The following is a 14,720-nucleotide window of genomic DNA, read 5'->3' as shown; positions in this document are numbered from 1 at the left end:
CTCTCCAATTTGATTTGTTCGTTATTTTTTGTCTTGAATATCAATGTACATCCACTCTGCTGGCAAGATAGGATGCTTTTTATAGCCCAGCACACGAGGCTGTGCGACCACAGTCCGGTAACGGGTCGACATGAATTGTACGGGTGAGTAAAACTCTAAAAGACGTGACATTTTGCGATACAGCATATCGCGTTCAGGCCCATCATCCAGTTTGAGTGTTTGCTCATATAAACGGTCATATTCTGGTAATTTAAAGCAGGTATGGTTGGTTGCATGAATATTTTTGCCGTAGAACAACTGCATAAAATTATCGGCATCAGGATAGTCGGCAATCCACGCTGAGGCTTTGAACATGGTCTTACATTGTTTTTCAGCCTTTAAACCTTCCGCAAAAGGCACTGGCTTGGACACCATATTAATTTTGATATTGCCCAAATCCTTCTTGAGTAACTCAGCCATTTGCATACTACGGGCACTGCTGGTAGAAGGCATAAACTCAATCACCAGCGGCTTGCCATCAGGAAATCTTCGCCATCCATCTGCACCGACTTTATAGTTATAACGATCCAGTAACAGATTGGCTGCCTTCACAGAATAAGGCACACTGCTTTTATAATCAGGGTCATGCCCCGCAACCCCATAAGGGATCGGAGACTCCAGTTTTTTGGCATTGCCCTTGGCTAAAATGCTGATAAATTTTTCTTTGGAAATCGCCATAGACATGGCACGGCGTAATGCAATTTTATCTTTACCAAAACCACCGACAACAGGATTCTGGATATTCCAGTATAAATAATCAATCGACGGATCTGGGATACGTGACAATTGAACGCCCTTTTTGGCTAACTCGGGTTTTAGACTTCCATCTTGTTGTATCGCTTGTGCCGGCAATTCACCATCCAGCGTAAATAAATCCAGTCCATCTTTCTGAAAAGCTAACCATCCCGATTGTGATTCTTCAATCACTCGAATATCAATCACACCAATCTGTGGCATTTTTTTGCCTTGCATTTGCTGGACGATTTTCTGCTCATCTGGACTGCTTGCTTTAAAATTCCAGGTAAAACCACGATAATCAGAATTCGCCTTTAGAATAATCCGTGAACCTGGCGTCCAATGTGCCAGCACATAAGGGCCTGTTCCAACAGGATGCGCCATCGCATAGCCTGTTGTTTTATCCCGATAATGCTCAATTACTTCACGTGCCACTGCACCTGTCGGTTGATGGGCAAGCAACATAGGGAAATTATGATTCGGCTCTTTTAAGCGAATCACCAAGGTATAACTATCAGGTGTCTGGATGCCACTGATCGGCTGATCATAATTAAATTTTCCCGTTTTACTGGCCTGTTGAATTAAGGCATCCATCCCGTCAATTTTATCTTCGAATAACCAACTATTCGGCGAACGTAAATTCGGATCAAGTAACCGCTTATAGGAATAGGCATAGTCTGCCGACGTCAACTCTCTACGCTTGCCTTTAAACACAGGATCAGAAGCAAAATAAATCCCTTTCTTCAGTCGGATGGTATAGGTCAGACCATCTGCACTCACCTCAGGTAAAGCAACTGCAGTATTGGGAACCAGTTTTGCTGGGGATGCTAAATAATCATAGGTATAGAGCGTTTCAAAGACTGAATATAAAATATGAGCAGAATAAAGGTCTTGTACAGCTACAGGATCAAAACCTGTTTCCGCAACAGGAAAGGCATAACGTAATACTTTTTTAGGATCTGCTGGGCTCTTAGCGATTGCTGTACTGACTGCACTCGCAAATGTTGTCCCCACTAACAGTGCCAACCCCATACGTGATATAGAAAGTTTAAAATTTTGCTTCATCAGGTATACATCACTTATTTTTGATTTGGTTCAGCAATATCTAGATATTGCCAATTGCTATTCATAATAGGATGAGCCTTGAATCCCTGCACTTCTGGCTGAATCAACCAGTTGCGAATACGGGTATCCTGCAAGATCCAGATATTGTCTGCTTCAATTTGACGACTCATTTTTTCATAGAATGGCATGCGTTTTTCAGGTGGTTGCTGCATCGCCTGCTTATATAAATTGTCATAAGCGACAGATTGATAGCAGGACTGATTGCCACGTCCAACATTTGGGCCATAAAGTAATTGAGTGAAGTTTTCCCCCTCTGGATAGTCAGCATGCCATGCACCGCTCCACATCATGTATTTACACTGTGATGAAGCTTTTAAATTATCTGCAAAATTACTGACTTTAAAATCAGAACGTATTCCAATTGCATCCAGACTTTTTTTCCAGAGTTCCGAATACATCACTTTTGCCGAACCGGTTTCCGTATTGATTTTTAACGTCAGCGGCTTTCCATTTGGAAGATTGCGATAGCCATCTGCGCCTTTTTTATAACCGAAATGATCCAGCAGTTTATTGGCTAATACAGGATTGTAAGCAATGCTACTGCGGTAATTTGGATTGTGCCCACTCACGCCTTCTGGCACCAGCATTTCTGCTTTCACTGCCTGTCCCTTGCGTAATATCCGGATATATTCATTCACATTAAAAGACAGAGCGATGGCACGTCTTAAAGCCACTTTATCCAGACTGTTTCCGCCCACCACTGGATCACGCATATTCAACATAGAATAGGTAATCTCAGCCTCTTTATTGGCATAGAGACGAATGCCCTGTTTCTGCATCGCGGGTTTTAACTGGTTATTTTGATCCAGAACTTTGGGGATGGCATTTTCTGTGACTTTATCAAAATCAAGTTGCTTGGATTGAAATGCTAACCAGCGAGACTGTTCTTCTTCGATAATGCTGATATTGACCTTGCCAATTTGAGGCATTTGCTTGCCGCTCATTTCCCTGACCAGTTGATTGTCCCATTCCGTCCCTGAGGATTTGAAATTCCAGACAAAGCCTCGATAATCAGGATTGGCCACCAACTCAATTTTACTGCGAGGTACATATTTACTTAGCATATAAGGCCCCGTACCTACAGGGTGCATCGCAAGACGATCTTTATAATATTCAACAACTTCACGTGCAACTGCACCAAATGAACTATAAGCAAGAATATAAGGAAAGTTATAATCAGGTTGAGTTAATGTGAATTGAATCGTATATTTATCTAATGCTTTAAGACCTTCTATCTTGGCATCATAATTAAACTTTCCAGTTTTCTTGGCTTGTTCGACCAGTGCATTGGCACCCACAATTTTATTATCAATAAAAGAAAATGATGAGGCATGATTTTTAGGATCTAAAATACGTTTAATGGAATAAACATAATCTTCGGCTACCAGCTCCCTGCGCTTGCCTTTAAATGCAGGATCATCCGTAAAATAAATCCCTGATTTTATTTTAAAGATATAGACTTGCCCATTTTTTTCAATAGTCGGCATTTTTTTCGCTGTTGCAGGGATCAGTTTAACTGGATTTGCCAGATAATCATATTGCACAAGCCTTTCAAAAATTACATCCGCCACATTCCCACTATAAAAATTGAAAGTTTTAACCATGTCAAAACCATCATCTGGTGCTTCAAAAGCAACCCGAAGGACTTTATCCGCTTGAGCAGGTGTTTTTGCATAAACATTTGGCATGAATGCAATCACGCTGGATAAAACAGTGACCGTAAAAAAAATAGACTTCAAATCGATACTCACATCATCGTTTTTTAATAAATACTAGACTTTTGCATAGCATTCAACACCACTACCGTTTCTCTTACCACGATTAAAATCCAAAATTTTTATCAAAAAATCATTTGCTTAATAAAAAATTTACCATTTGGAAAAATTAAACCATAAGAAAAAACTCTTCATAGCTGAAAATTACCTTGCTAATTTCATGCCACTTTTCAAATAAAAAAATCATGATTATTTTTTAACCAATACTTATTTAAAGCAAATCTGGTTTTCAGGCATCTTAAATAAAAGTAACTTTATGCCAAATCATATTTTTTTATATTATTTCCTATTTCAATGAAATCAGAATAATAAAATACATGTTTTATTGAAATAGGAAAGTATTTGCACTACAAAAAAGCAAAAATAAAACTTTATGATTCATTTTAATGCATCATCTGTGAACCTTCATTTTGTAACTTTATGACAACCTTCCACTCGCTTCATTATTTTTGGTTTTTTAATATTTAGTAAAAATATGAAAAGCTTATATATAAAAACTAAAACACTTTTACATAATTTATTCTACATTAAGCGAAATCTAAAAATAGGGCTTGGCACAGGTCTTGCTAAAACGGATTTATCTAATTTTAGAGTGGCAAACCATTTAGGGGTTCAATAAACAATGAAAAAAGCCAACTTCGCTGCACCAGACTTCACACAAAAATCGGGTAAAACCCTGCTTAAACTCAGTACATTGAGCTTAAGTATGCTATGCCTGACCATGGCACATGCTGCCGATACGGAAACCACCACTGAGGAAAAACCAACCAAGGTTGTTAAGGTCGCCGTAACAGGATCTTCGATCAAAGGCGTTGCGGCACAAAGCGCCTCGCCTATTACAATTATTAAAGCCGACGACCTTGCCAAGCAAGGGGTGACCACTGTTGAAGAAGCTTTAACCAAAGTCAGTGCTAACCAAGCTGGTTTCGCAACCGCCCAAAATGTGGGTGCAAGTAATACCGAAGGTTCATCGGCCAATTTACGTGCTTTAGGTACTGATAAGACCTTGATTTTATTGAATGGTCGCCGTTTAGCGTATAGCCCATTTAGTACATCAACGACCAACCTGAATATTATTCCAATGGCGATGGTTGATCGTATTGAGATCCTCCGTGATGGAGCTTCTGCAATTTATGGAGCAGATGCGATTGCAGGTGTAATCAACTTCATTACCAAAAAGTCCTTTGAAGGATTAAATATCAGCGCGGGTTTAATCCAGCCTGAAGAAAGTGGCGGTGATAAACAAGATGTCTCAATATTTGGTGGCTATGGGGATTTGGAGGAGCAGGGTTTTAATGTGATGGGCGTTATTGATTACCGCCGTTCAAATGACATCATGGCAAGTGATCGTAAAGCCAGTAAACGAGGCGGACTTCTTCCTGAATTAGGAATTGATGCAAGTTCAGCCAATGGTTTTCCAGCCAATTTTCGTGATCCCAAAACAGGAAAACTAGGCAATCCTTATGCAAATACTCAATGTAATAATGCTCCGAATACCGTTTCAGATGGTGAGCTGTGCTATCTCAATACGCAAGCATTGATCGGTATCGTTCCAAAATCAGAAACGATTTCTGCACTCGGACGCGGTACATTCAAATTAAATGATAATTTTAATGCCATTGGTGAATATATTTATTCACGTAACGAAGTGACAACTTCTATTGCTCCTGATGTTTACAGTCGTTCAGTTACGCTTCCCTCAACAAGTCCTTATTACCCAGGAAATGGCATTACTCCTGCTGTCAGTGGTTTAAGTGGAGAACCTTTAGAACTTTATTTACGTTCACAAGCGGGCAATCGTGTATCCAATCCTGTCAATGAATCACATCGAGCGCTACTTGCTTTAGAAGGTGAAGCGTATGGATGGGATATCAACACGGGAATCTCCTATGCACGCAGTGAAGCAACAGATGGTTTTGCTGGCGGCTATCTCAATCAGAGCCAAGTACAGGCTGCTTTAAATGCAGGGAAACTGAACCCATTTGGTCCAAGTGCAGATCAAAATATATGGCAATCATTCGAAGTTAAGGGAGATACCAATAAAGGTACTCTAACTGCAACGACATTTGACTTTAATGTCAGTCGTCCAATTTATACCCTTCCCGCTGGCGATGTTGGTTTTGCATTCGGGGGAAGCTTTAGTTCTCAGGACTGGAAAGCAAATGTTAACTCAGAGATTGTGAGACAAGTTCCAGGAAGTGGTATTGATCCAGATAAACCAGAAAGTAAGGGCAAACGCGATATCACCGCCCTCTTTACTGAGCTACATATCCCTGTTACCAAAACACTAGAAGCCCAACTTGCTGCTCGTTATGACAAATACAGTGATTTTGGTGACACTTTCAATCCCAAAGTAGCTTTCCGTTGGGAACCTTTAAAACAATTAATGTTCCGCACCTCCTACAGTACAGGTTTCCGTGCACCAAGTTTGTATGACATCAATGCACCTCAAAGTAAAACCTATACAGGAGCAAAATACGATGATCCTGTGCTTTGCCCGAATGGACAAGCAATCTCAGACCAATATAAGACCGAATGTAATACGCAATTTTATCGTACTCAGGGCGGAACCAAAGGCTTACAACCCGAAGAATCTACCTCGATCACGGCTGGTTTTGTAGTAGAGCCGATTAAAAATCTGGTTTTCTCTGCCGACTATTACAACATCAAAATTGACGGTCTGGTTAATAGTATTGGTGAAGCCATGATTTTTGGTGATCCAGAAAAATATGCAGATCGCTTCATTCGTGGAGAAGATGGTCGTCTTCAATATATCAATAGTGCATTAACCAATATGGGTGGGGTTAAAACCCAAGGGATTGACCTTGCCCTAAATTACCTCACTCCAATGACGGTAACAGGCCGCTTTGGCTTCGGAATCGATGGTACCTATATTATTAAATATGACCGACAAGAAGAAAAAGGTGGCGTTTGGGACAGCTATGCAGGCAAGTACGATGATCCTGCAATTTTACGCTGGAAGCATGTTGCAAATATAAATTGGAGCTATGAAAACTGGAAAATGGTATTCGAGCAAGAGTTCTACCGAGGTTATAAAGACCAGAATGAAACGGGTGATGATAAATATGACAACCACCGTGTCAGTGACTATACCTTGTACAACGTTTCAGGAACCTATAAAGGCTTTAAAAATCTAGAGCTTACCGCAGGTATAAAAAATATATTTGATGCAGAACCATCAGCATCGAATGTATTAGACAACTTCCAATATGGTTATGACCCTCGCTATAGCGATGTAACGGGTCGAGCATATTTCCTGAGAGGCACCTACAAATTTTAATAAGTTTCTCCACTGCAACATAAATTGCTTATGTCGCAGTGGTTCACCGTAATCCTCTGATTCATCAAAAATTAAAGTGGTCCGCATCAGTTTTTAAATTGATGCTCTTCTCCAAACAACGATGAATCCATGATTGCAATTTCAGGAGTAATTATGGGCATCCCCTTTTCTGAGAATGAAAATCAACCTGCCAAACGCCTAGTTGGCATTGGTCTGGTGTTATTTCTACATCTCATTATCGCCTATATTCTGATGACAAGTTTAGCGACTGACTTTACCAAGCCTGTCGATAAGCCTGTAGAACTACAGATTATTCAGGACATCAAACCACCACCTCCAAAACCAGAGGAACCAAAACCAAAAGAAAAGCCACCCGAGCCACCGAAAATGGTAGAGAAAGTGGCAAAAATACCAGATCAACCAAAGCAGGTGGAGAAAGCCACGCCTGTGCAAAAACCGGCACCAGCGCAACCAACCCAAACAGCAGTTGCAACACCAACGCCTGCCCCCGCAACACCAAGCCCGAGTCCAGTTGCAGCGCCTGTCGCATCAGCCGCGCCTGCTGCTCCTGCCAAACCCGCAGGGATTTCACGTGGTGTTTCAGAAGGTGAAGCGGGTTGTCAAAAACCTGAATATCCGCGTGAAGCCTTAATGAATGAGGAAGAAGGCACTGTACGTATTCGTGTATTGGTCGATGCCTCTGGCAAGGTGATTGACTCAAAAGTTAAAAAATCGAGTGGCAGTAAAAGTTTAGATAAAGCAGCAATCAAGGCTTATAGCCTGTGTACTTTTAAAGCAGCCATGAAAGATGGTGTACCACAACAAGAATGGTACGAAATCGAATATCCATTCACGATTTCCTAAATAAATGCATTGAACAAACAATTTTTTGGAGAATTTTAAGATGAAAAACACAGCAAAACGTATTTCACGAATCGCAGCAATTGGCCTCATCGCAGGTACCACCTTACTCCCAGTTGCAACAGTGTGGGCAGATGAAACCACGCAAACCACAGCCGTCACCAGCGTCAGTACAGATGCTACAAACCAAGCGGCACCGACACCACCGCCATTACCAGCAACAGCTGAAAAAGTACATAACCCTTATGGTTTAGAAGCGCTCTGGCGTGAAGGTGATTTAGTTGCAAAATCGACTTTATTTATCTTGGTACTGATGTCGATTGGCACGTGGTACATCATTCTGTCTAAAGTCTTTCAGCAAAGTAAAATCAAGCGTCATGCCACTGAAGCTGAACGTAACTTCTGGGAAGCAGAATCTTTAAATAGTGCGGCAGACAGCTTAAATGCAAACAGTAGCTATCGTTATATTGCAGAAAAAGGTATTCGCTCGACCAAACATCATGACGGCACTTTATTAGAACGTATTGATTTCAATACATGGGTGACCATTTCAATTCAGCGCGCCATTGAAAAGGTGCAAAGTCATCTCAGTAATGGCCTAGCTTTCCTTGCAACGGTTGGTTCAACAGCGCCATTTGTTGGCTTATTCGGAACGGTTTGGGGAATTTATCATGCCCTTACTGCAATTGGTATTTCAGGCCAAGCATCCATTGATAAAGTGGCTGGCCCTGTGGGCGAAGCATTGATTATGACTGCGATTGGTCTTGCAGTCGCAGTGCCTGCTGTACTGGGCTATAACTGGTTAACCCGTCGCAATAAAGCAGTCATGGACAATGTCCGTTCATTTGGATCAGATCTACACGCCGTCTTACTCAGCGGTGAATTAAACGGTAATCACCCAAACCGTGATTCTAAATAAGGAACATCATTATGGGCATGATGATAAATTCAGATCAAAGTGATGATGATGTGATCGGAACGATTAACACGACGCCGCTGGTCGACATCATGCTGGTGCTGCTGATTATCTTTTTAATCACAGTCCCAGTGGTCACACATACGGTTCCGGTAAAACTACCTGAAGAGAAAAATACGCCTTATGCCACGACACCACAAAATATTCAGCTTTCAGTGAATAAAACAGGCGATATTTTCTGGAATGAACAACATGTGGCGAATAAAGAAACTTTACTTGCTCGTTTACAGGCTGAAGCGCAAAAACGTCCGCAGCCTGAAGTTCATATTCGTGGCGATCAACTAACCCATTACGAAGCAATTGATCAGGTAATTAGTACAACTCAGCAAGCAGGTATTGGCAAAATTGCATTTGTCACCACTCCACCTGCGACTTCACCATAACAGGAGGAATCACACATGGGTATGAATGTGGGTTCAAAAAATGATGAAGAAGATGTGATGCTCGACGTCAACATGACACCTTTGATTGATGTCATGTTGGTCCTGTTGATCATGTTCATTATCACCATCCCGATTCCGAATAATGCCATTAATATCAACTTGCCAAATGGTACGCCGCCGCCGCCAACGAATCAGAAACCACCAGAAACCATTAACCTGCGTGTCGATGCACAAGGGCATATTTTCTGGAATGATCAAGCAGTGGCTGACCGTCAGGCACTTAAGGCTTTATTCGAATCTGTAGCTCAAAAAGCCGATCAGGATCAAATTAAATTTAAACCTGATGCTCAAGCGGAATATAAAAATATTGCGATGGTGATGGCATTAGCTCAACAAACCAATGTCACTAAAATTGGCATCGTCAGTAATAACTAGATAATAAAAACAAGAAATTATTCCAATAATGAGATTTTACTCCTGCGCTAACAAGTTCGCTTGTTGGCTTTTTTTATTTTATTTCACTGATCACAATCGGAATCAGCTTGCTGCTTACTTTATAGCCTTGCGGTTTATTATTGCAGGCATTGCCTGTGACTGTAGTCTGAATCACATAAGGCGAATAAGGCATCACATTTAAATAGCCTGAATTATCCCGACCAGTTCTACAATCCTCTGCACCTAACTTGTCGTCATAGCGTCCTTCATAGGAAGATTCTTCGACCTCTGCAATCAGCTTACTCGTCCATTGATTTAAATAAACCAGACTTTTACTCGATTCAACTGTCCCCTGACCTGAACCTGCACTTTCAATTTCCACCAACTGAATCGATTTACCTTTATACACGGTGGAATGTACTGTGAAGCTATTCGATTGACCACCAAATGCTTTTAGGATTCGCGCCTGCTTTAATTTCGGACGGGTTAATACATAACCTGCCCAAAAATTACGTCCCGCATTTTCAAAACTCACACCTGATAGATAAGCTTCTTCTCCCGAGATCAATTTCACTGCTTCGGTAGAATCGATCTGAATGGATTGAGGTGGATTGGCATTTGAATCCTGAAAATTAGTAATCCAACTAATAATGGTTTTATCTGTTGGTACGGCAGCATGAGTTGTCGAGATTAGGCCTGATAGGCACAGAGCCATACAGATAAAATTATTTTTATTCATTGTTAGTCACCTTAAATTTATTAGTTAAATGGCTTCCAAAATCTATTAGCTATCGTGACGGCGGCATGGATGCCGCCCGTAGGGCTGCGGTATAAGGATATACCGTCAGCCCTACAAAGGATTTTTGTTACTTTTCATCCTCGAAAAGTAAGATCATGCGGTATTCATTTGAGAAAACTCGGGAAGACACTGCGGTTTCCCCTATTGAATAAGATTCTAAACTTAATGAATTAAATTAGAATTTTTCCAATTCAACCCATTGAGCATCAGGAAAATGCTTTGCTAAATAAGTCTTTAAATAATCTGCGGTATCTTTTGAAATAAGCGGGTCTTTCGACTCATCCTTTAAGTTATACACCAAAGCATGCAAGCTCAAACCACGCTGCTTTAAAGCCTCTAAACTCAGTAAAGTATGATTAATACTGCCCAAACGCCCAGAAGTCACCAAAATCACAGGAAATTGATGTTGCACAATATAATCAATGGTCAACAATTCAGTGGTTAAAGGCACCATCAAACCACCCGCACCTTCCAAAAGTACCACATCAAAACGCTGGGCAAGTTGTTTAGTCGCTGCTTCAATCTTGGCAAAATCTAAATCTCGCCCGTCCAACCGCGTCGCTAAATGGGGCGAGGCTGGATAAGTAAAAATTTCAGGCATGGTCAGTTTGTCATGGTCTTCTTGAAACCAGCCACTCCCCATAATTTCACGATGTTTTTCGATATCTTCCGAGATATCGACATTACCCGTTTGTACCAGCTTTTGGGTAATGACACGTTGCCCCCGTTCTGTCCAGAGCTTGGCGAGATAGCCTGTGGCATAAGTTTTACCAATCTCAGTATCAATACCACTGACAAAATAAATTGCTGCACTCATGCTGTTCTCCGCGCAATCACATAAATCGGATGATAAGTCAGACTAAAACCCTGCTCATCATGAAACTGTTCATAATCTGAATAAAATTGTTGTAAGGATTGCTTGGTCCAGCGATGCGACTTTGCGGTTGCCGTTACACCTGTCGCCTTTAAATGCTGCAATATCGATTTCGGATGATCAAAATAACGCTGCTTATGATCTTGGTGCATGAACAGCACTTCAAAACCTTGTTGTTCAAGCTGCTGTCGCAAAGTATCCAAATCGACATAATTTAAACCTTGTCCTGTTAACTGCTTAATTTCGGTCAAATTGTCAGGGCCAAAGCTAGAAAAACAAAAATAGGCATTCGGTTTTAACGCAGAATGAATCCGCTGCAATAAAGCAGGTAAATCAATCATCCACTGTAATGCTGAACTGGAAATTACAGTATCCAAGGACTGAGGTAAAATCAGTTGCTCAATATCACCGATCAACCAATTAATCTTGTCGACGCTTGAAAAATGCTGCTCAACATCGTCATACAAGTCATTTAAAAACAGTTGTTCAACTTGAAAATGAGACTGAAACAGATGGGTTAAATTGCCTGAACCACAGCCAATCTCAAGTACAGAAGCTAAAGATTGCGGACAATAAACTTTGAGATATTCAAATAGCTGTGCACTAATTTGCTTTTGTATAACTGCATGCTCAACATAGCTTTGTCCTGCTTTGGCAAAACGCTGCGCAACCAGTGCTTTATTAATGCTCACAAACACTCCACCAATTGTTCCAATTCATTTTTTTGTACCATAGAGGTCAACGAGATACGTAAACGTGAACTATTCTGCGGTACGGTTGGTGGTCGTACTGGCATGGCATAAAAACCCTGTTGCTGCACATAGCGAGCTTTTTCAATTGCAGCTTGGCTTTCCCCGACAATAATCGGAATGATATGGCTACTCGACGGGCTTGAAAAACCTTTTGCAATCACTGCCTGCTGTAAATACTGACTGATTTCAGCCAAGTGCTGCCGCTGTTTCTGCATGTTCAAAACTTTGTTAAAGATAAAATCAGACCACGCCATTGAAATTGGCGGCAATGCGGTACTAAAAATCAGTGGACGCATTTTATTGATGAGATAGTCACGGATAATTGGATCACAAATAAGATAACCACCCACCGAAGCAATCGCTTTACCGAAAGTTCCCACCAGAAAATCAATCTGATCCAGTACGCCATATTGTTCGGCACAGCCAAGTCCTTGCTCGCCTCTTATGCCAATGGCATGCGCCTCATCCACATACAACATAGTTTTAGCAAAGCGTTGTTTTAGCTGAGCCAATGCCGCTAAATCAGTCTCATCACCATCCATACTAAAGATACTTTCAGTCACCACAATAATGCGTTCAATTTGCTCATCTTGATGATACTTTTGCAATAATTGTTCCAGATGCTGTAAATCATTATGCTGGTAACGCACATATTGAGCGGTTGATAGCCGAATCCCATCAATCATACTGGCATGCACTAATTTATCAGCCAGAATCACAGTTTTACTATCCGCCAAAGCAGGTAGGATGCCGATATTCATGTGATAGCCACTGTTGAATAATAAGGCAACACGACCAAATGCTTTGCTTAGGCTATTTTCAAATTGTTCATATTCTGCAAAATTACCAGTCAGTAAGCGCGAAGAAGATGAACTAAATAATGCACGTTCGATTTTCAATGTATCGAGAAATTCTTCTCTTAAACTTAAATCAGCAGCCAAGCCCAAATAATCATTGGATGCCAAATTCAACATGGTCCGATCTTGGATGGTTATCCATTTTCCCTGCTGTTGATTTGACGTAAATTGACGGAAATTCCCTTGTTGTTTGAGCTGGTCAAGCTGCTCGGCATAATGATCAAGCAAGGACATTGGTATTGACTCCCTGCATATTTCTCACCACTTCAATCAGCTGTGCTAATAAATAGTTCAGTTCATCATTGCTAATCACATACGGCGGCATCACATAGACCAATTTTCCAAATGGACGTACCCAGATACCACGTTCTACAAACTGTTGCTGTAAGGTTTTCATATCAACATTGGCGGTTAACTCCACCACCCCAATCGCCCCTAAAACCCGTACATCTGCAACATGGTCAAGCTGAGCTAAATCGGTTAATTGTTCAGCCAGAATCTTTTCAATCCGTTGAATATTCGCTTGCCAATCTTGCTCTACCAATAACTGGGTACTTCTTAATGCAACCGCACAAGCCAATGGATTTGCCATAAAGGTGGGGCCATGCATAAATACACCCGCTTCACCACGACTGATGGTTTCAGCTACCTGCTTGGTGGTTAATGTTGCGGATAATGTCATATAGCCACCAGTCAAACCTTTACCGATACACATAATATCGGGTTCAACTTGTGCATGTTCCCAAGCAAACATTTTACCTGTACGCCCAAAGCCTGTTGCGATTTCATCAAAGATCAACAATAAATTATATTGCTCACATAAAGCTTTGGCTTGACGTAAATATTCAGGATGATAAAAACGCATGCCGCCTGCACCTTGTACAATCGGCTCAATAATCAGTGCAGCAATACTGTGATGATGCTGTTCAATCTGTTGCTTCAGTTCCTGAATATCTTGAGGATTCCACTCTCCATCAAATCGACTTTGTGGCGCAGGGACAAAAATTCGATTCGGTAAACTCGTGCCAAAAATCTGATGCATCCCTGTGACTGGATCACACACAGACATCGCATTCCAGGTATCACCATGATATCCAGAACGCGTGGTAATAAAGTTGGCTTTCGCTGGTTGATTCAGTGCTGTCCAGTATTGAACTGCCATTTTTAAAGCCACTTCTACTGAAACCGAGCCTGAATCAGCATAGAAAATTTTGTCCAAATTTGGCGGCGTAATTTTTAATAATAATTTGCCTAATTCAATTGCAGGTTCGTGGGTCAAACCACCGAACATGATATGCGCCATCTTCTGTAATTGATCTGTAACCGCTTGGTTCAGTTCAGGATGGTTATAGCCATGAATCGCACACCACCATGACGACATGCCATCGACTAAAGTTCGCCCATCTTCTAGTTCGATGGTCGCACCATAGGCACGTTTGACTTTAAAAGTTGGCAGAGGATTTAACATCGAAGTATAAGGATGCCATATATGTTCTAAATCAAATAAATCGGTCATCCATCCATCCTCATTTGTCAGATTAAATATTGGTTACAGCGGAGTCTTACCGAGAGCTAACTCATTCTTCAGTATAAGCCTTCGGCTCGACCTACTTTTCTTTCGGGAAAAGTAGGCAAAACCATTTGTCATCCACAAAACCTGTTCTCTTCTTAAACCCATCTAATTTTATCTACTCATCTACCTTCATCACTTTTACAATAACCACGCAGGTTGTGAATGACGTATCGAGTATCAAATTTTTGGATAAACTCTTATAAAAAGAATTCGCAAATATCTTAAACTTGTCAAA

12 protein-coding genes are annotated in these 14,720 nt (G+C 41.1%); 5 read left to right on the top strand and 7 right to left on the bottom strand.

Annotated features, from left to right (window positions below; translation table 11 throughout):
- Positions 1–21 precede the first annotated feature (21 nt).
- Together IEV36_RS14780 and IEV36_RS14775 are read right to left on the bottom strand one after the other, a co-directional pair.
- A complete protein-coding gene (locus tag IEV36_RS14780; protein ID WP_005256300.1) occupies positions 22–1,839 on the bottom strand; it encodes an ABC transporter substrate-binding protein in 1,818 nt (605 codons plus the stop codon).
- Positions 1,840–1,853: 14 nt separating this feature from the next.
- The gene (locus IEV36_RS14775) at positions 1,854–3,638 is read right to left on the bottom strand and encodes an ABC transporter substrate-binding protein (protein WP_005256299.1); all 1,785 of its coding nucleotides are present in this window, start codon (positions 3,636–3,638) and stop codon (positions 1,854–1,856) included.
- A 658-nt stretch (positions 3,639–4,296) separates the two neighbouring features.
- Here IEV36_RS14775 and IEV36_RS14770 point away from each other — a divergent pair.
- The 5 genes from IEV36_RS14770 to IEV36_RS14750 all read left to right on the top strand — a co-directional run bounded on the left by IEV36_RS14770 (position 4,297) and on the right by IEV36_RS14750 (position 9,630).
- The gene (locus tag IEV36_RS14770; protein WP_005256297.1) at positions 4,297–6,975 is read left to right on the top strand and encodes a TonB-dependent receptor; all 2,679 of its coding nucleotides are present in this window, start codon (positions 4,297–4,299) and stop codon (positions 6,973–6,975) included.
- Between the two features lie 153 nt (positions 6,976–7,128).
- Positions 7,129–7,839: an energy transducer TonB gene (locus tag IEV36_RS14765; RefSeq protein WP_005256295.1), complete on the top strand. Its 711-nt coding sequence runs from the start codon at positions 7,129–7,131 to the stop codon at positions 7,837–7,839.
- A gap of 40 nt (positions 7,840–7,879) precedes the next feature.
- On the top strand, positions 7,880–8,755 hold the full coding sequence (locus IEV36_RS14760; RefSeq protein ID WP_005256293.1) for a MotA/TolQ/ExbB proton channel family protein: 876 nt from the start codon (positions 7,880–7,882) through the stop codon (positions 8,753–8,755).
- Between the two features lie 11 nt (positions 8,756–8,766).
- A complete protein-coding gene (locus IEV36_RS14755) occupies positions 8,767–9,195 on the top strand; it encodes an ExbD/TolR family protein (RefSeq protein WP_005151095.1) in 429 nt (142 codons plus the stop codon).
- Positions 9,196–9,210: 15 nt separating this feature from the next.
- The gene (locus IEV36_RS14750; RefSeq protein WP_005256292.1) at positions 9,211–9,630 is read left to right on the top strand and encodes an ExbD/TolR family protein; all 420 of its coding nucleotides are present in this window, start codon (positions 9,211–9,213) and stop codon (positions 9,628–9,630) included.
- A 73-nt stretch (positions 9,631–9,703) separates the two neighbouring features.
- Here IEV36_RS14750 and IEV36_RS14745 read toward each other — a convergent pair whose 3' ends face one another.
- From IEV36_RS14745 to bioA, 5 genes are all read right to left on the bottom strand, one after another.
- A complete protein-coding gene (locus IEV36_RS14745; RefSeq protein WP_005256290.1) occupies positions 9,704–10,369 on the bottom strand; it encodes a hypothetical protein in 666 nt (221 codons plus the stop codon).
- A gap of 235 nt (positions 10,370–10,604) precedes the next feature.
- On the bottom strand, positions 10,605–11,246 hold the full coding sequence (gene bioD / locus IEV36_RS14740) for a dethiobiotin synthase (protein ID WP_005256289.1): 642 nt from the start codon (positions 11,244–11,246) through the stop codon (positions 10,605–10,607).
- Positions 11,243–11,995, bottom strand: a complete 753-nt coding sequence (gene bioC / locus IEV36_RS14735; RefSeq protein WP_005256286.1) for a malonyl-ACP O-methyltransferase BioC — start codon at positions 11,993–11,995, stop codon at positions 11,243–11,245. Before bioC ends, bioD begins: the two co-directional genes overlap by 4 nt.
- Positions 11,992–13,146, bottom strand: a complete 1,155-nt coding sequence (locus IEV36_RS14730) for an 8-amino-7-oxononanoate synthase (RefSeq protein ID WP_005256285.1) — start codon at positions 13,144–13,146, stop codon at positions 11,992–11,994. The genes bioC and IEV36_RS14730 overlap by 4 nt, the downstream gene beginning before the upstream one ends.
- Entirely contained in the window at positions 13,133–14,428 is a 1,296-nt protein-coding gene (gene bioA / locus IEV36_RS14725; protein WP_005256283.1) for an adenosylmethionine--8-amino-7-oxononanoate transaminase, read from the bottom strand. The genes IEV36_RS14730 and bioA overlap by 14 nt, the downstream gene beginning before the upstream one ends.
- Between the last annotated feature and the right edge of the window lie 292 nt (positions 14,429–14,720).

It is taken from the genome of Acinetobacter vivianii, assembly GCF_014635885.1.
GTDB lineage: Bacteria > Pseudomonadota > Gammaproteobacteria > Pseudomonadales > Moraxellaceae > Acinetobacter > Acinetobacter vivianii.
The sequence above is the reverse complement of the archived record's forward strand: the minus strand, read 5'-3'. Positions and strand labels throughout refer to the sequence as shown.